The 15,246-nt window shown below is 71.8% G+C and carries 14 protein-coding genes; 5 read left to right on the forward strand and 9 right to left on the reverse strand.

Going from position 1 to position 15,246, the window contains the following annotated elements; translation table 11 throughout:
* Positions 1–50 precede the first annotated feature (50 nt).
* Positions 51–692 carry a TetR/AcrR family transcriptional regulator gene (locus KO717_RS02445; RefSeq protein ID WP_301364116.1) on the reverse strand — a complete coding sequence of 214 codons (642 nt, stop codon included), beginning with the start codon at positions 690–692 and terminating at the stop codon, positions 51–53.
* Positions 693–756: 64 nt separating this feature from the next.
* Here KO717_RS02445 and KO717_RS02450 point away from each other — a divergent pair, with 64 nt between their 5' ends.
* On the forward strand, positions 757–2,379 hold the full coding sequence (locus KO717_RS02450; RefSeq protein WP_301364118.1) for an FAD-binding oxidoreductase: 1,623 nt from the start codon (positions 757–759) through the stop codon (positions 2,377–2,379).
* A 52-nt stretch (positions 2,380–2,431) separates the two neighbouring features.
* On the opposite strand, the gene KO717_RS02455 is transcribed toward KO717_RS02450, so the two are convergent.
* The 4 genes from KO717_RS02455 to KO717_RS02470 form a co-directional block, all read right to left on the reverse strand.
* Entirely contained in the window at positions 2,432–3,319 is an 888-nt protein-coding gene (locus KO717_RS02455; RefSeq protein ID WP_301364120.1) for a geranyl diphosphate 2-C-methyltransferase, read from the reverse strand.
* A 15-nt stretch (positions 3,320–3,334) separates the two neighbouring features.
* Complete coding sequence (locus KO717_RS02460; RefSeq protein WP_301364121.1) at positions 3,335–4,693, reverse strand: family 2 encapsulin nanocompartment cargo protein terpene cyclase; 1,359 nt, start codon at positions 4,691–4,693, stop codon at positions 3,335–3,337.
* Positions 4,694–4,798: 105 nt separating this feature from the next.
* Entirely contained in the window at positions 4,799–6,211 is a 1,413-nt protein-coding gene (locus tag KO717_RS02465; protein WP_301364123.1) for a family 2B encapsulin nanocompartment shell protein, read from the reverse strand.
* A 276-nt stretch (positions 6,212–6,487) separates the two neighbouring features.
* A complete protein-coding gene (locus KO717_RS02470) occupies positions 6,488–6,787 on the reverse strand; it encodes a TetR/AcrR family transcriptional regulator (RefSeq protein ID WP_301364125.1) in 300 nt (99 codons plus the stop codon).
* Here KO717_RS02470 and bla point away from each other — a divergent pair, their 5' ends adjacent.
* Positions 6,788–7,687, forward strand: a complete 900-nt coding sequence (gene bla / locus KO717_RS02475; protein ID WP_301364126.1) for a class A beta-lactamase — start codon at positions 6,788–6,790, stop codon at positions 7,685–7,687. It begins immediately after the preceding gene.
* A 121-nt stretch (positions 7,688–7,808) separates the two neighbouring features.
* Here bla and KO717_RS02480 read toward each other — a convergent pair whose 3' ends face one another.
* Positions 7,809–8,414: a TetR/AcrR family transcriptional regulator gene (locus KO717_RS02480; protein WP_301364128.1), complete on the reverse strand. Its 606-nt coding sequence runs from the start codon at positions 8,412–8,414 to the stop codon at positions 7,809–7,811.
* A 134-nt stretch (positions 8,415–8,548) separates the two neighbouring features.
* Between KO717_RS02480 and KO717_RS02485 the strand changes: the two genes are divergently transcribed.
* A complete protein-coding gene (locus KO717_RS02485) occupies positions 8,549–9,280 on the forward strand; it encodes an SDR family oxidoreductase (protein WP_301364129.1) in 732 nt (243 codons plus the stop codon).
* Between the two features lie 54 nt (positions 9,281–9,334).
* Here KO717_RS02485 and KO717_RS02490 read toward each other — a convergent pair whose 3' ends face one another.
* The 3 genes from KO717_RS02490 to KO717_RS02500 form a co-directional block, all read right to left on the reverse strand.
* Positions 9,335–11,071 carry an acyl-CoA dehydrogenase family protein gene (locus KO717_RS02490; protein ID WP_301364130.1) on the reverse strand — a complete coding sequence of 579 codons (1,737 nt, stop codon included), beginning with the start codon at positions 11,069–11,071 and terminating at the stop codon, positions 9,335–9,337.
* 115 nt (positions 11,072–11,186) lie between these two features.
* Complete coding sequence (locus KO717_RS02495; RefSeq protein WP_301364131.1) at positions 11,187–11,759, reverse strand: PadR family transcriptional regulator; 573 nt, start codon at positions 11,757–11,759, stop codon at positions 11,187–11,189.
* 74 nt (positions 11,760–11,833) lie between these two features.
* On the reverse strand, positions 11,834–12,931 hold the full coding sequence (locus KO717_RS02500) for an alpha/beta hydrolase (protein ID WP_301364132.1): 1,098 nt from the start codon (positions 12,929–12,931) through the stop codon (positions 11,834–11,836).
* A gap of 387 nt (positions 12,932–13,318) precedes the next feature.
* Between KO717_RS02500 and KO717_RS02505 the strand changes: the two genes are divergently transcribed.
* Complete coding sequence (locus KO717_RS02505) at positions 13,319–13,969, forward strand: molybdopterin-dependent oxidoreductase (RefSeq protein WP_301364133.1); 651 nt, start codon at positions 13,319–13,321, stop codon at positions 13,967–13,969.
* Positions 13,959–15,230: an iron uptake transporter deferrochelatase/peroxidase subunit gene (gene efeB / locus KO717_RS02510; protein WP_301364134.1), complete on the forward strand. Its 1,272-nt coding sequence runs from the start codon at positions 13,959–13,961 to the stop codon at positions 15,228–15,230. The genes KO717_RS02505 and efeB overlap by 11 nt, the downstream gene beginning before the upstream one ends.
* Positions 15,231–15,246 lie beyond the last annotated feature (16 nt).

Raw genomic sequence — 15,246 nt, forward strand, 5'->3', positions numbered from 1 at the left:
CGCCGCCGGTCGGGACGGCGCGGCCGCCGCGCGCGGCGCCGGCGGCGCGGTCAGCCGAGGCGCTCGTCGGGGGTGAGGGTGGCGGCGACCGCGAAGAGACGGGCGCAGCGCCGCGTCATGGCCTCCGGCGTCTGCTCCGGGTGCTTGACCCACCAGCGGACGAGGGTGGCGACCAGGTCCCGCCAGACGTACTTGAGCGCGTCGGCGTCCAGCGGGTCGGTGGATCCGGCCGAGCGCAGCAGTTCCGCGGTGCCGCCGGCAGCGAGCCCGTCGACGGCCGCCCAGTACTCCGAAGCCCGGCGCTCGGCCTCGCCGCCGGGCGGCAGGGTGGTGTCGTAGAGCACGAACCACGCCTCCCGCTGCCCCTCCAGGGCGGTGAAGATGCTGTGGAGCACGCGCAGCGGCGTGTTCGGTGCGGCCCCGCCCTCCCCCATCGCCGCGCGGACGGTGCCCAGCAGCCGGTCCCCGACCGGGACCAGGCAGGCCACGTACAGGTCCTCCTTGGTGCCGAAGTACTGGTGCAGCAGCGTCTTGGTGACGCCCACGCGCGCGGCGATCGCGGGGAGCGACGCGGCCGCGTAGCCGTGCGTACCGAACTCCTCCGTGGCCGCCTCCAGCATCTGTTGGCGGCGGTGCTGCCGCGGGACTCCCTTGGTGCCGGCCTTCGAGGAATGCGGGGAAGGGGTTGCCATGAGCCGATATTATCAGTAGGTAATTTACCGCTAGGTAAATTACCTCGACCCCTGGAGCGCCGCCATGGCCGGCACCACCCCGCAGCCGCCTCAGTCCACCTCCCGCACCCGGTCCTGGTGGGGCTGGGGCTGGACGGACGCGCATCCCGACGACGCGGAGTGCACCGCGATCGGCGCCCTCCTCCCCGGTACCCTCAGCCGCCCGCTGCCCGTGCCCCGCGTCCACGACCTGGCCATCGCCGGCCCCGCAGTCGAGCCCCCTCCGAGCCTCGCCCACCTGGTCTGCGCCGATCCCGCGGACCGCGCCGCGCACGCCATGGGCAAGGCCTACCGCGACGTGGTGCGCGCCCTGCGCGGACGCCCCGGCCGCATCCCCGACCTCGTCGCCCGCCCCACGGACGACCAGGGTGTGGCCGATCTGCTGGACTGGGCCGGTGAACGGCAGGTCGCCGTCGTCCCGTACGGCGGGGGCTCCTCGGTCTCCGGGGGCGTCGAGTACCGCGGCGATGCCCACCGGGCCGTCATGTCCCTGGACCTGACCGCCATGGACCGCGTGCTGGAGGTCGACACCCGGGGCCGGGCGGCGCGCATCCAGGCCGGCACGCTCGGGCCGAGCCTGGAGGACCAGCTGCGGCCCCACGGCCTCACCCTGCGGCACTTCCCGCAGAGCTTCGAGTTCTCCACGCTGGGCGGCTGGCTCGCCACCCGGGCCGGCGGCCACTACGCCACCGGCCGTACGCACATCGACGACTTCGTCCAGTCGCTGCGCGTCGTGACCCCGGCCGGCACCAGCAGCTCGTGGCGGCTGCCCGCCTCCGGGGCGGGCCCCTCCCCCGACCGCCTGTTCCTGGGCTCCGAAGGGGCTCTCGGCATCATCACCGAGGCATGGGTACGCCTGCAGGAACGCCCCCGGCACAAGGCGTCCGCCGCAGTCGCGTTCACGGACTTCCAGAACGCCCTCGGGGCGGTGCGCGCCCTCGCACAGTCCGACCTCTCCCCCGCCAACTGCCGCCTGCTGGACTCCGGCGAGGCGGCGCTGTCGGGCGCCGCGCACGACGGCAGCTCCGTACTGGTCCTGGGGTTCGAGTCGGCGGACGAACCGGTGGCCGCCCTGCTCGAACGGGCCGTCGCGCTGGCCCGTTCGCACGGCGGCCGGTACGGGGGGACGGGCGGGGCCGGCGGCCCGCTGGAGAGCCCGGACGGCGACGCGGCCGTGAGCGCGTGGCGCTCGGCGTTCCTGCGGATGCCCTACCTCCGCGACGGTCTGGCCCGGATGGGCGCGGTCGCCGAGACCTTCGAGACGGCGGCCACCTGGGACCGGATCCCCGGCCTGATCGAGGAGGTGCGCAGGGAGGTCGGCGAGGCGGCGGTCAAGGCCACCGGATTCCCGGCGACGGTCAACTGCCGTCTGACGCACGTGTATCCGGACGGTGCGGCGCCCTACTTCACCGTGCTCGCCGCCGGCCGGGCCGGTGACGAGGTCGCCGTCTGGGACGACCTCAAGGCCGTCGCGAGCGAGGTCCTGCACCGCCACCGGGCCACCATCACCCACCACCACGCGGTCGGCCGGGACCACCGCCCCGGCTACGACCGCCAGCGCCCGGAACCGTTCGCCCTCGCCCTGAGGGCCGCGAAGGGGGCCCTCGATCCGCACGGCATCCTCAACCCCGGAGTGCTCGTGGACTGACCGGGGGCCGGGGCCGTCGGACGACGGCCCCGGCCCCTTCGGTGGGACGCGGTCAGACGCGGTCGGCCGCGATCAGGACGTACTGGAAGGAGCCGTCCTTGTAGGACTCGATGAACGCCTCTTCGATGCCGGTGACCAGGGAGGACGTGGCCCGCAGCTCCCAGTAGGGCAGAGTCTCGGGGGTCAGGTCGATGACGGCCTGCGGGACGAGACGGTTGTCGGCCATCGCACGCAGGTACTCGCGGCGGGAGTGGATGTTGCACTCGAAGTGCGCGTTGATCTGGGAGACCCACTTCGAGGGCTGGCCGTACTTCGGGTTCCAGCAGCCGGTGATGGTCACGTACCGGCCGCCGACCCCGAGGACGCGCGAGTGCTCCGCGAAGAGGTCGTGCAGGTCGACGTACATGCTCGACTCGTTGTTCCACGAGCCCGCGGCCTGCCCGGTCTCGAACGGGGTGCTGAGCATGTTGCAGACACGGGCCCGGACGTGGTCCTCGATGCCCAGTTCCTGGGCGCGCCCGTTGGCGAAGTCGGCCTGCTTCGCGGACAGGGTGACGCCCTCGACCTTGCATCCGAAGCGCTGGTGGGCCATGACCATCGAACCGCCGCGGCCGCAGCCCGCGTCGACGAGGGTGTCGTCGCGCCCGATGGGGCCGAGGTGCTCAAGGAGAAGTTCGGCCTGGGCCGACTCCAGGCGGTGGAGCTCGGCGATCAGCTTCTTCTCGTATGCGCTGTCCTCGGTGTCGCCGAGGGCGGCGTGGTCGATGTCGCCGATGCCGTAGTGGTGGTGGTAAAGCCCGTCGACATCGCCGAGACGCAGGTTCACGGGCCTGGCCTCGTGGTCCCAGTAACGGGCGATGTCCCCCTGGTAGGGAGTCACCGGGCCGGGGATGAACACGGAGGTGGTACCGGCGGCGGCGGTGAGATCGGTGCTAGTCATGAACAATTCCCATCTTTACCAGAAATCGGGCAGGCTGTAGCGATAGGTGTTGGTCTGGTGCCAGTAGTGGTTGCCGTCGACCCATACGGCCACCCCGCGCAGGAAGCGCTGAACGCTCGGGACGGGGCAGGTGACGGCCAGGTCGGCGGCTGCGGCCTCGAAGTCGCGCATCAGGTCGTTGTGGACCTCGACGGCCTTCAGGTAGGCCTCCTGGTCGGAGCAGCTCTCGCGTTCGGCGATCACCACCGGCAGGTTCAGGTGCCGTCCGGGACTGGCCAGTTCCTTGGTGTAGGAGTACAGGTCGTTGACGATGGTGGTGGCGTTACCGGCCAGCGCGATCACCCGTTGCATGGCGGGCTGCGCGTGGAGGTCCGCCGGCAGTTCGTAGCCGCCGACGGAGTCGGTGATGGTGGGGCAGGGGCGGAAGTTGTTGAACTGGCGCATCGCCAGGTACTCCCACACCTCCGGGACGTACTCCGTCTGCGCCCAGGCCCCCTCGGCGAGATAGCCCATGTGCAGCCGGGCCATGTCGTGCCGGAACCGGTCGGCCTGCGAGGGGGTGGTGGCCTGGAGGAAGTACTCCATGGCCGAGCGGTAGGCGCGCCGCGGAGCGTCCGAGAGGAGCGACGCCTCCCAGTCCGGCGCGTACTCCTTCGTCGTGTGGACGGGGTCGAGTGCGGTGTGCGCCAGCAGCAGGCGTCCGCCGAGGCCGACGGGCGAGCCTCCGTGGTCCTCGCAGTAGCAGTCGTCGACCGCGTTCTCGGCGACCATCAGCCGGGTGGCGAGCATCAGGTGGTCGATGCTGGGGGCGTCCGGATGACAGGCGACCATGTAGCGCCCGACGGAGAAGCCGTCGAACTGGTCCTCCCAGTCCTCCGGGTAGAGCGACACCTCGTCCAGTGCCCAGGCCTTGATCCGGCGGCTGAGCTCCTCCACCCGCACCGGATCGGGCTCCGGCACCGGGTGGTAATAGAGGCCCGGGATCGGGTTGCCGGCCACGGGCGCGGGTGCGGGTGCGTCCGGCGCCGCGGCGGCCGCGGGCGCGTCGCTCCGGGCCCAGTGCAGGCTCGCCGTACCCAGGCCGCTGGGCCCGCGCAGGATCCGTTCGAGGGCGGCACTCGGCTGCGGCGCGGCGGCTGCGGCCGCCCCCTCGTCGGGTACGGGTACGGATACGGGTGTCAGGACCGGCGGCCCCGTCGGCAGGGCCGGCGGGACGGGCAGGGCGGGCGAGGGCGGTGGAGGAGGCTCGCCCGGCCCGGCGCCGGCGTCGGGTTCGACGCCGGCGGCGAGGGCGCTGGCGAGCACGTGGGCCCCGAAGGACGCCACGGCGGCGGGCAGGCTCGACTGCAGAGGGGAAGGCCCAGGATCGGGCATCCGTAACTCCTTGGAGAGGTAAGTGGGCTGTCCCGGATCCCGGGCATGCTCGGCGGGCCAGGACAGGCAGAGGTCCTGGCTGTCACGGCCGTCGGGCAGGTCCTCTTAGTCCCGCCTGCGGGCGATCTGCACGTTCTCCAGCACACCGAGCGCGTCGGGCACCAGGATGGCGGCGGAGAAGTAGGTGGTGACCAGGTAGGAGATGATCGCCTGCTCGCTGATCCCCATGAAGCGCACCGAGAGGCCCGGCTCGTACTCCTCCGGCAGGCCGGTCTGGCGCAGCCCGATGACACCCTGGTTGTCCTCGCCGGTTCGCATGACGAGCACCGAGCTGGTGTTCTCCTTGCTGATCGGGATCTTGTTGCAGGGCAGGATCGGGACCCCGCGCCAGGCAGGGACCGACTGCCCGCCGACGTCGACGTGGTCCGGGTAGAGCCCGCGGGCGTTGAACTCGCGCCCGATCGCGGCGATCGTCCGGGGGTGGGCGAGGAAGAACTTGGAGCCGCGGCGGCGGCAGAGCAGCTCGTCGAGGTCGTCCGGGGTCGGGGGGCCGGAGTGGGTCTGGATCCGCTGCTTGAAGGCCGCGTTGTGGAGGAGACCGAAGTCCCGGTTGTTGATCAGCTCGTGCTCCTGGCGCTCGCGCAGCGCCTCGATGGTGAGCCTGAGCTGTTCCTCGGTCTGGTTGTGCGGCCCGTTGTAGAGGTCGGCGACCCTGGTGTGGATCCGCAGCACGGTCTGCGCGATGGAGAGTTCGTACTCGCGGGGCTTGAGCTCGTAGTCGACGAAGGCGCCGGGCAGGTCCGCCTCACCGGTGTGGCCGGCGGACATCGCGATCTCGGCCTCGCCGTGCCGGTTCTGGCGCTGGTGCGGGAGCGAGCTGAACCGGTTGATGTGGTCCTGGAGTTGCGGCGCCGCGGCGAGCACGGAGGCGAAGTCGCCGCGGGAGAGGGTGAGCAGGATACCGGGGGTCTCGGCGGTGGCCGTGTAGTCCCAGGTGGCGTCCGCGTCCAGCAGGGCGTTCTCGCCGAACCGGTCGCCGTCGGCGAGTACGGCGACGGCGACGTCGTCGCCGTACTTGCCGACGGAGGTCTGGCTGATGCGGCCGTGGGCGATCAGGTGGATCTGGTCGGCGGGGGCACCGCGCTCGACGATCACCTCACCGGCCCGGAAGTCGCGCTGGACGCACCGGCCGGCGATCGCGGTCAGCACGTCGTCGTCCTCGAAGCCGCGCAGCAGGGCCAGTTCGCCGAGCTCGCGCGGGATCACCCGGACGTTCGCGCCGTCCTGGACGAACTCGATGGTGCCGTCGCCCACGGTGTACGTCAGCCGGCGGTTGACCCGGTAGGTGCCGCCCTTGGTCTCCACCCAGGGGAGCATCCGCAGCAGCCAGCGGGAGGTGATCTCCTGCATCTGCGGGGCGGACTTGGTCGTGCTGGCGAGGTTGCGGGCAGCCGCCGTGCTCAGGCTGGACTGCCGCGGCGGCTCCAGCTGGGCTTCCGGGCTGGTGTCAACGGTCATCGGGCGAGCTCTCCTTCGCAAGGGTGGTGATCGGCGGATGCGCACGTCACCGAGGAACGAGGAAAAAAGGGGGGATTATCCGGGAATTCCGTCCAGATCCGGGGGAACAGTAACGGCCGGTACACCCGCCTTGAGCCTGAAAACCGTTGGCATTACCTCAATGCAGTGATCTTGTACCGCAGGTGGTTTGCCGGGGTTGTGAACGATATTCGGCCTTGGTCACGAACACGTCCGAAAAGCGGCGCCGCGGTCAGCCCGGCGGGCTGCCCTCATCTGCTAGAGCGTGCCCGCTCCGGCGCGGCCGGCTGCCACATCGCCGTCACCTCCAGGGGACCCACCGCGAGGCGCGGCCTCGGGTGCCACGCCGATGGCGGCGGGCTCCGCGGTCCAGGGCCCGGGCACACCGAGCAGGCGGTCGAGCACGTCGTCGAGAACGTCGGCGAGGAGGTCCTCCCGGCCGTCGAAGTACTGGTGGGCGGCGGCCTTCGAGAAGCCCGCGGCCTCAAGGGCGGAACCGAATTGATCACGTTTGACGTCTTCGGGGCACATGACCGGCCAGGAAGAGGAGAACCTCACGTGAGGACCCCGGATGCATGGACGTCGCGACGCGCACTGCTGACCGTGGGGGCGGGGGCGGCACTGGCCGCGGCGCTGCCGGCGGGTACGGCCCGTGCAGCGTCACCGGTGGCGGGGCTGGGTGCGCTCGAGCGCGAGTACGGGGCGCGGCTGGGGGTGTACGCGCTGGACACCGCCACCGGCCGGACCGTCGTGCACCGGGCCGACGAACCGTTCCCCATGTGCTCGCTGTTCAAGACGCTTGCGGCGGCTGCCGTGCTGCGGGACCTCGACCACGACGGCGCGCATCTCGGCAAGCGCATCCACTACACGCTCCAGGACGTCACGGACGCGGGCGGCGGGTCGGTCACGGAGCTGCCCGCGAACATCGCGGGCGGTCTGACCGTGGCGGAACTCTGCTCCGCCGCCATCGCCCAGAGCGACAACGCGGCCGGCAACCTGCTGCTGCGCGAACTCGGCGGGCCCACCACGATCACCCGCTTCTGCCGCTCGCTCGGGGACCGTACGACCCGGCTCGACCGGTGGGAGCCGGACCTGAACACGGCCGAGCCGTGGCGGGTGACGGACATGACGACCCCCCGCGCGATCGGGCGGACGTACGCCCGCCTCGGGCTCGGCGACGCGCTGGACGCCGGGGACCGGGAGCAGCTGAACCGGTGGCTGCGCTCGAACACCACCAGCGGTGATCGCCTCCGGGCCGGCCTGCCGAAGGACTGGGTCGTCGCGGACAAGACGGGCGCCGGTTCGTACGGGACCAACAACAACGTGGGCATCGCGTGGCCCCCGGGACGCCCGCCCGTGGTCCTGGCCATCCTCTCGACGATGCCGGAGGCGACGACCCCGCGCGACAACACGCTGATCGCCAGAACCGCGAAGCTGCTGGCGGACGCGCTCGCCTGACGGCGGACACCACCTCGCGCCGGGCGGGGCCGTGGCGTTGCCCTGGAACCCGCAGGCGGTGCGCGACGCGCGGGTGCACGCAGCCCTGGCCGAGGTCGACCGCCGTCAGGGGATCGACCGCTCACCCCGTGCCGGACCGGTGTCCGCCCACGTTGACGTGCCCGAGGCGCAGCCCGTCCAGGTTGAGGTCGAGGAGGCGTTCGGCCTGGGCCCGTTGCCCGGGGCCGGCCGAGGTGAGGGCGATGCCCGCGAGGGCGGCGAACATGTCGGTCGAGCTGATGTCGGACCTGATCGCGCCCGCGTCGGTGCAGGCCTCCATGAGGGACGTGAGGGCGTCCTGGATCATCCGGCGGCTGTCGGCGTAGGGGTTGCTCCCCGCCGCGAGGACGGCTCGCATCGCGTCGGCCATGCCCATCTTGGCGGTGGCGTAGTCGATGAAGCGGCGCGTCCAGGCGCGCAGGGCCTCGTACGGCGGCATGGTCCCCAGGAGGGTGGGGACGGAGTCGCACAGGCGGGCGACCTCGTTGCGGTAGGCCGCCTCGATCAGGGCTTCCCGGGTGGGGAAGTTGCGGTAGAGGGTGCCGGTGCCCACGCCGGCTTCCTTCGCGATGCGCTCGAAGTGCGCCTCCAGCCCCTGCTCGGTGAACACGCGCACCGCAGCAGCCAGGATCTTGTCCCGGTTGCGCTGCGCGTCGGCCCTCAGCGGGCGTCCTGCGTCTGCGGCCATCAGCGGCTCCCTCGCTCCTCGCTTGCTAAGTGGAGGAGCCTCCACTTAGTGTGGAGTGAAGTGGCGGCGCCTCCACTTTCACTCTAGGGCATGCCATCGGCCTGCCCCATTCCTCTTTCGAAGGGACTCCCGCCATGCCGGGAATCGAAGGCAAGACCGTGGCCATCACCGGTGCCGGCAGCGGCATCGGCGAGGCGACCGCACTGCTGCTCGCCGAGCGGGGCGCGAAGGTGGTCCTCGGCGCACGCCGCACGGAACGCCTGGAGGCGCTGGCCGCCCGGATCGAGCGGGCCGGCGGTGAAGCCGCCTGGATCCGTACGGACGTGACGCGGCGCGCCGACGTGTCCGGCCTCGTCGACCTGGCGCGGGAGCGCTACGGCAGGCTCGACGTCCTCGTCAGCAATGCCGGGGTCGGGCTCATCTCCCCGCTCGACGAACTGCGCGTCGAGGACTGGGAGGAGATGATCGACGTCAATCTCAAGGGCGTCCTCTACGGGATCGCCGCGGCGCTCCCCGTCTTCCGGGAGCAGGGCTGCGGACACTTCGTCAACACCGTGTCCACCGCCGGTCTGCGCGTCGTCCCGCTCCAGTCGGTGTACGCGGGCACCAAGAACGCCGTGCGCACGATCTCCGAGGGCCTGCGCCAGGAGGCCGGGGACAGCCTGCGCGTGACCGTCGTCTCGCCCGGGGCCGTCCGTACGGACTTCACCGGGCGCATGGAACCGCAGGCGCGGGCCCGGATCGACCGGATGATGGAGACCGCGCTGTCGCCGGACGCGGTGGCCCGCGCCATCGCCTTCGCCGTCGAGCAGCCGGACGGTGTCGACGTGGGCGACATCGTCGTGCGCCCGACCGCGCAGGCCTGAGAAGGGGACCGGCTCCGGCCTGACGGGCCGTGCCGGTCCCCGGGGTCCGCGTTCCTACGGGGCCATCTCGTAGGTGCCGGACAGCGCCTCGACCCGCGCCCAGACGCGCGCCGCCCGCTCCTCGTCGACGACCGGACGCCGGACCGCGCCCAGCGCCCACTCCTGCTGGGCCGCCGTCGCGGAGTCCTTGCCGTACAGCTCGACCGCGTGGCCGGAGAAGTCACGCACGAGGACGGAGAACAGCTCGTCGAGCACCGACCCGTCCAGGTCCGTCAGGCGGGCCTGCTCCAGGATCAGCTGTCCGTACACGACCAGCGCGAACAGCTGGCCCACGGAGAGGAGGAAGTCGAGGTCGCGGCTCTGCTCCTCGTCCGGGGCGACGGTGGCCACGAACGCGCAGAGGGCGTCGGCCTGCTCGCGGAACCGGGCCACGTTCGGCACGTCGGCGTACGCGTCGTAGGCGGTCCGCCAGTCGTGGAACTGGACGGAGCCCAGGCCCCGGGCCGGCCCCTGCTGGAAGAGGAAGGCGTCGTCGGCCGCGTCGAGCCGGGTCGGTACGGCCGGGTACTCGGCCGGGTTCAGCAGGTGGTTGCGCATGAACTTGAGGATCAGCGCGAGGTTGACGTGGACCGTGCCCTCCAGCTTGGGCAGTCCGCGGATCTCGACGGCCGCCTGCGCGAAGTAGTTGTCCTTCTCGAAGCCCTTGGCGGCGATGACGTCCCACATCAGGTCGATGACCCTCTCGCCCTCCGTGGTCACCTTCATCTTCGTCATCGGGTTGAAGAGGAGGTAACGGCGGTCGTCGGAGCCCGCGGTGCGGAAGTAGTCGACGGCGCGGTCGCTGAAGAGCTTCATCCCGACCAGGCGGACGTACGCGTCGGCCAGCTCCCGGCGCACGTGCGGGAAGGCGGTGACGGGGCGGCCGTAGAGGACCCGGTTGTGCGCGTGGGTGACGGCCTCGTACATCGCGTGCTCGCAGATGCCGATGGAGGCGGTGCAGAGGTTGAACTTGCCGACGTTGACGGTGTTGAGGGCGGCGTCGAAGGCGGCCTTGCCGGTGTGCAGGACGTCCTCGGCGCGGACCGGGTAGTCGTCGAGGCGGAACTCGCTGACGTACTTGGAGGAGTCGACGACGTTCTTCACCAGGTGGTACGCCGGGTGGCGGCTGTCGGCTGCGAAGAAGACGTAGCCGTCGGGGCCCTCTATGTCGGTGCGGCGGCCGAAGACGGAGACGAGACCGGCGGCGTTGCCGTTGCCGATGTAGTACTTGGAGCCGCTCGCACGGAATCCGGCGGCACCGGCTTCGTCGACGTACGGCTGCAGCAGCATGTCGGTGGAGTATGTGTCGGCGCCGTGGGTCTTCTCGGACAGGCCGAAGGCGAACACCTCACCCTCTGCGAGGAGCTGCGCGGCGCGCTCGCGGGCGTCGGCGTTGCCGCTCTGCCAGACCGGGCCGAGACCGAGGATGGTGACCTGCCAGGCGTACCAGTAGTCGAGGCCGTAGAAGCCGAAGATCTCGTTCAGGGCGGCGATCCGTGCCGTGTCCCAGCGCTTGTCGGACTCCCCTTCGCCGGCCGCGGCGGCCGGGGTCAGGAAGGTCTCGAAGAGGCCCTCCTTCGCGGAGAAGGCGAGGAAGTCGGCGAGCCAGGCGCGCGAACGGTAGTCCTCGATCAGCCGGCGCTTGCCGCGGCTCTCGAACCAGTCGACGGTGGCGCGCAGCAGCCTGCGGGTCTCGGGGTCGAAGTGCGTCGGGTCGTACGTGTGCGGGTTGAAGAGCAGGGCGTCTGCCATGGAGGTTCACCTTCCGAGGGGTTGGAGGAGGGGAGGGAGGCCGGGCGAATGCGTGGGGGCGGTGCGGCGGCGGGGGCGCGGGCGGTGCGGCCGCCGCGCCGCGGCGCGACGGGGTTCAGGCGGTGGCGGCCGGCGGGGTCCCGCCGAGCCGGTGGAGCGTGGCGAGGACGTCGTCGAGCCAGGCGATCGTCATCCGCTCGAACGCGATGCCGCCCCGCAGCACGACGTGCTGGAGCTCCTGGCCGGGGTCGAGCGGTGCGGGGGCGTCCGGCCCGGTGAAGTCGCGCAGTTCACCGGCGAGATAGCGGGCCAGCCGGTCGCTGTGCGCCCGGTGGTGCCGCTGGACCTCGTGGATCAGCGCGGCCGGGTCGTCGAAGGCTGCGCCGCGGATCTTGACGGCGAGGTCGTGGCGGAGGCTCTCGGGCTCGATCGGCTCGTGCAGCCACTCGGCGAGGACGGCGCGGCCGGGGCCGGCGACGGAGTACTCCTTCTTGTCCGGCCGGCCCTGCTGCGGGACCTCGCGGACGGCGAGCAGCCCGCTTCCCTCCATACGTCCCAGGACGCGGTAGATCTGCTGGTGGGTGGCGGTCCAGAAGTAGCCGATGGACCGGTCGAACCGGCGGGCCAGCTCATAGCCGGAGCCCGGCTTCTCCAGCAGGGAGACGAGGATCGCGTGGTCGAGCGCCATGCCCCGATCCTTCTATGCAACTCGTTGCATAGACAAGCGGCAGGGGCCAGGTGAGACGCGGCTCACCCGCGCGCTCACTCGGCTGAGAGCCGTGCGCCCGTCCAGACGAGCGCCGGCGGGATCTCCCGCAGCCAGGTGTTGAAGCTGTGGCCACCGCTGTCGAGGATGATCGACGAGACGTGCGCGGGCGCCTTCACCTTGCGGATGAACTCCTGCGTCTCGCCGTAGTTCGGCTCGCCCCGCAGCGAAGAGGTCACCAGGAACGAGGAGTTCCCCTGCGGCAGGTGGTCCAGGTGCCACAGCAGGTCGGACCGTTTCTCCTCGTCCTTGTTCCCCTTGAACAGATCACCGGAGTCCTGGTCGATCTCGGGCCTGTACTCCGCCGACAGACCCACGCCGACCGCGTACGCCTCCGGGTGCTGCACCGCCATCTTCAGGGCGCAGTAGCCCCCGGTGGAGTCGCCGATGATGCCCCAGCTCTTCGGCGAGGTGCCCACGCGGTACGTGCCGGAGACCGCCTTGATGACGTCCGCGCCGAAGAAGGCCTCGCTCTGCGGGCCGCCGGGGACGTCGACGCACTGGGTGTTGGGCCCGGCGATGGTGGGCCGCATCATCACGAGGATCATCGGCTGCATGCGCTTCTGCTTCGCCAGGCTCCAGGCGAGCCTCGGGTAGTGCAGCTTCTTGATGAGGTTCTCGGCCATGCCCGGGTAGCCCGTGAGGACCACGGCGGCCGGGAACCTCCGCCCCTCGTCGCTCTTGTCGAAGTACTCCGGCGGCAGGTACACGTACGCCTCGGCGGCGGCCCGGGACCGCTCTCCGTGGATGGTCACCTTCTCGATCGCCCCACCCACCTGCGGGTTGCGGCCACCGGGCACCTCGGGGGCCTGCCGGCCCAGCACCTCCACGGCGGCGCCGCCCGGGGCGGCCGGGGCGTGCTGCTTCGTACCGGCGAGGTCGGCCCAGGAGTCGTAGAGGAGGAAGGTGCGGTTGGCCGCGGCGCCGACCGAGGCGAGAACCGTCAACTGCACGAGCACGAGCAGCCCGACGCGCCCCAGCACCCGCCGGGCGCCCGGCCGTCCCAGCCGGGGCCACGCCCATACCGTCAGTGCGAAAAGCAGCGCCGTGCACGCCGCGACGCTCGCCATGAGCGTGCCACTCGTCAGACCCATGAATCAGTGAACCCTCTGCACCGTCCCCGTCCGGACGCTCACGTCCGGAGCGCTACCAGCGGGTAGCGCACCAGGCAAGAGGGGTGCAGCGGTCCCCGCGTTCCCTCCCGGACGAATCCACCGGCGCGGACGTCGCCTTCGTGGCTTCGACCGAGCCAGGACCGAAAACGCGCGGCCGGCTCGACTCCCCTTTGTGCAATGCCACATGAGGCTCTGACGGCGACCCGGATCCCGCGCCGGAATTCCCTTCCGACGCTGTTGGCATTTGACAGTTCTCATGTATGTTTCACGCGGCAAATTACATTCCATATGCCGATTCACCCTTGCAGATGCGTTCAACGAACGATCTCGGCCTCGGTGGACGGCAGCAGCCGACCAGGAGATCGAATGACGCAGGACGAAGTCCGCCGGACACGCGCGGGCCGGGCATCGCGCCGTGTGGCGCTCGTGTGTGCGGCCGCCGCCACCGCCCTGCTGATCACCTCCTGCGGCACGGCCGACGACCCGAAGGACGCGGCCGCCTCGTCCGCCCCGGCGTCCGCCCCGGCGTCGGCCTCCTCCCCGCAGGCCTCGTCGGCTCCGATCAGGCCGGGTGAGGTGCGGATCGCGGGCGAGGTCGACAAGCCGTACACGATCACTCTGGCCGACCTGCGCGGACTGCCCCAGGCCGAGGTGTCGGTGGAGTTCATCAGCGCCAAGGGGGACCAGAAGCACACCTACCAGGGCGTGCTGCTGCACGAGGTGCTGAAGGCGGCCCAGCCGCGCTTCGACCAGAGCAAGAAGAACGGGCAGCTGCGCGGGGTCGTCTCGGCCACCGGCGGCGGTGACTACCGCGCGGTCTTCGCCTGGGCCGAACTCGATCCGGGCTTCGCCAAGTCCCAGATCCTGCTGGCCGTTTCCGAGGACGGGACGGCGTTCGAGGACTCGGCCGGCCCGCGCCTGGTCGTCCCGCAGGACACCCGCGGCGGCCGCTACGTCTCCGAACTGGACCAGCTGTGGGTCGGCACCGTCGATCCGGTGGTCGACGGTGCCCGCTGAGGCGTCCGGAGCGCCCGGCCGCCGGCGGTCCGTGACCCGGCGCGCGCTGCTCGGCGCCGCCGGGCTCGGGGCCGTGGCGGGCGGCAGTGCCCTCGTCGCGGCCACCGTGCGCGAGTCCCCGGACGCTCCGGGCGGCGCCGCGGCGGCCGTCCCCTTCCACGGCCCGCAGCAGGCCGGGATCCTGCACCCCCGTCAGACCCACGCCCATCTGGCCGCCTTCGACTTCGGGGCGCGGACCGACCGGGGCCGGGCCGCCGCGCTCCTGCTGCGCTGGAGCGCCGCCGCCGAGCGCCTCACCCGCGGCGAACCGGTCGGCGAGGAGATCGGACCGCCGGGTTCCCGGGCCGCCGACACCGGCGTCGCGCTGGGATCCGGGCCCGCCTCCCTCACCCTCACCTTCGGTTTCGGCGCGAGCTTCTTCGACCGGGTGGGCCTGGCCACGGCCCGCCCCGAGGCACTCGCACCGCTGCCCGCCTTCCCCGACGACCAGCTCGACCCGGCCCGCGGCGGCGGCGACCTGTTCGTCCAGATCGCCGCGGACGACCCGCTCGTCGGCCTGCACGCCCTGCGCACGGTGCAACGCCTGGCGCACGGCGAGGCGAAGACCCGCTGGGTGATGTCCGGGTTCACCACCGCGCCCGTGCAAGGCCGTACCGCGCCCACGCACCGCAACCTCATGGGACAGCTCGACGGCACCGCCAACCCCTCCCCCGCCGACGGAGCCGCGCGGGGCCGGATCCTCGTGACCGCCCCCGGTTCGCCGCCGTGGCTGGCGGGCGGCTCGTACGTGGTGGTCCGCCGGATCCGGATGCTCCTCGACCACTGGGACACCCTCCCCCTGGAGCACCGGGAACAGGCCGTCGGGCGCCGCGCGGCCGACGGCTCCCCGCTCACCGGCGGCGGCGAGCACACCGCCCCCGATCTCACGGCCCACCGCACGGACGGCGTCCCGGTGATCGCGTACAACGCGCACATCCGGCTGGCCGCACCGAGCGCCAACGGCGGCGCGACGATGCTGCGCCGCGGCTGGTCGTACTACGACGGCCTGCGCGCGGACGGCACACCGGACGCCGGGATGCTCTTCGTCGCCTGGCAGTCCGACCCCCGCACCGGCTTCGTCCCCGTCCAGCAGCGCCTCGCCCGTGGCGACGCCCTCGGCCGCTACCTGGTCCACGAGGCCTCGTCCTTGTTCGTCGTCCCCGGCGGAGTCCGGCCGGGCGGATATGTCGGCCAGGCGCTGCTGGAAGACTCCCCCCAGTAGGTCGTGTCGTCCGTCC

The sequence above is a fragment of the Streptomyces xanthophaeus genome (assembly GCF_030440515.1).
GTDB classification, from domain to species: domain Bacteria; phylum Actinomycetota; class Actinomycetes; order Streptomycetales; family Streptomycetaceae; genus Streptomyces; species Streptomyces kutzneri.

What these genes read in the sequence shown, in the direction of transcription:
- KO717_RS02500 (WP_301364132.1), bottom strand. Translation starts at nt 12,931, where the DNA reads ATGGGTCTGACGAGTGGCACGCTCATGGCGAGCGTCGCGGCGTGCACG.
- KO717_RS02505 (WP_301364133.1), top strand. Translation starts at nt 13,319, where the DNA reads ATGACGCAGGACGAAGTCCGCCGGACACGCGCGGGCCGGGCATCGCGC.
- KO717_RS02465 (WP_301364123.1), bottom strand. Translation starts at nt 6,211, where the DNA reads ATGACCGTTGACACCAGCCCGGAAGCCCAGCTGGAGCCGCCGCGGCAG.
- KO717_RS02495 (WP_301364131.1), bottom strand. Translation starts at nt 11,759, where the DNA reads ATGGCGCTCGACCACGCGATCCTCGTCTCCCTGCTGGAGAAGCCGGGC.
- KO717_RS02460 (WP_301364121.1), bottom strand. Translation starts at nt 4,693, where the DNA reads ATGCCCGATCCTGGGCCTTCCCCTCTGCAGTCGAGCCTGCCCGCCGCC.
- KO717_RS02445 (WP_301364116.1), bottom strand. Translation starts at nt 692, where the DNA reads ATGGCAACCCCTTCCCCGCATTCCTCGAAGGCCGGCACCAAGGGAGTC.
- KO717_RS02450 (WP_301364118.1), top strand. Translation starts at nt 757, where the DNA reads ATGGCCGGCACCACCCCGCAGCCGCCTCAGTCCACCTCCCGCACCCGG.
- KO717_RS02480 (WP_301364128.1), bottom strand. Translation starts at nt 8,414, where the DNA reads ATGGCCGCAGACGCAGGACGCCCGCTGAGGGCCGACGCGCAGCGCAAC.
- KO717_RS02455 (WP_301364120.1), bottom strand. Translation starts at nt 3,319, where the DNA reads ATGACTAGCACCGATCTCACCGCCGCCGCCGGTACCACCTCCGTGTTC.
- KO717_RS02485 (WP_301364129.1), top strand. Translation starts at nt 8,549, where the DNA reads ATGCCGGGAATCGAAGGCAAGACCGTGGCCATCACCGGTGCCGGCAGC.
- KO717_RS02490 (WP_301364130.1), bottom strand. Translation starts at nt 11,071, where the DNA reads ATGGCAGACGCCCTGCTCTTCAACCCGCACACGTACGACCCGACGCAC.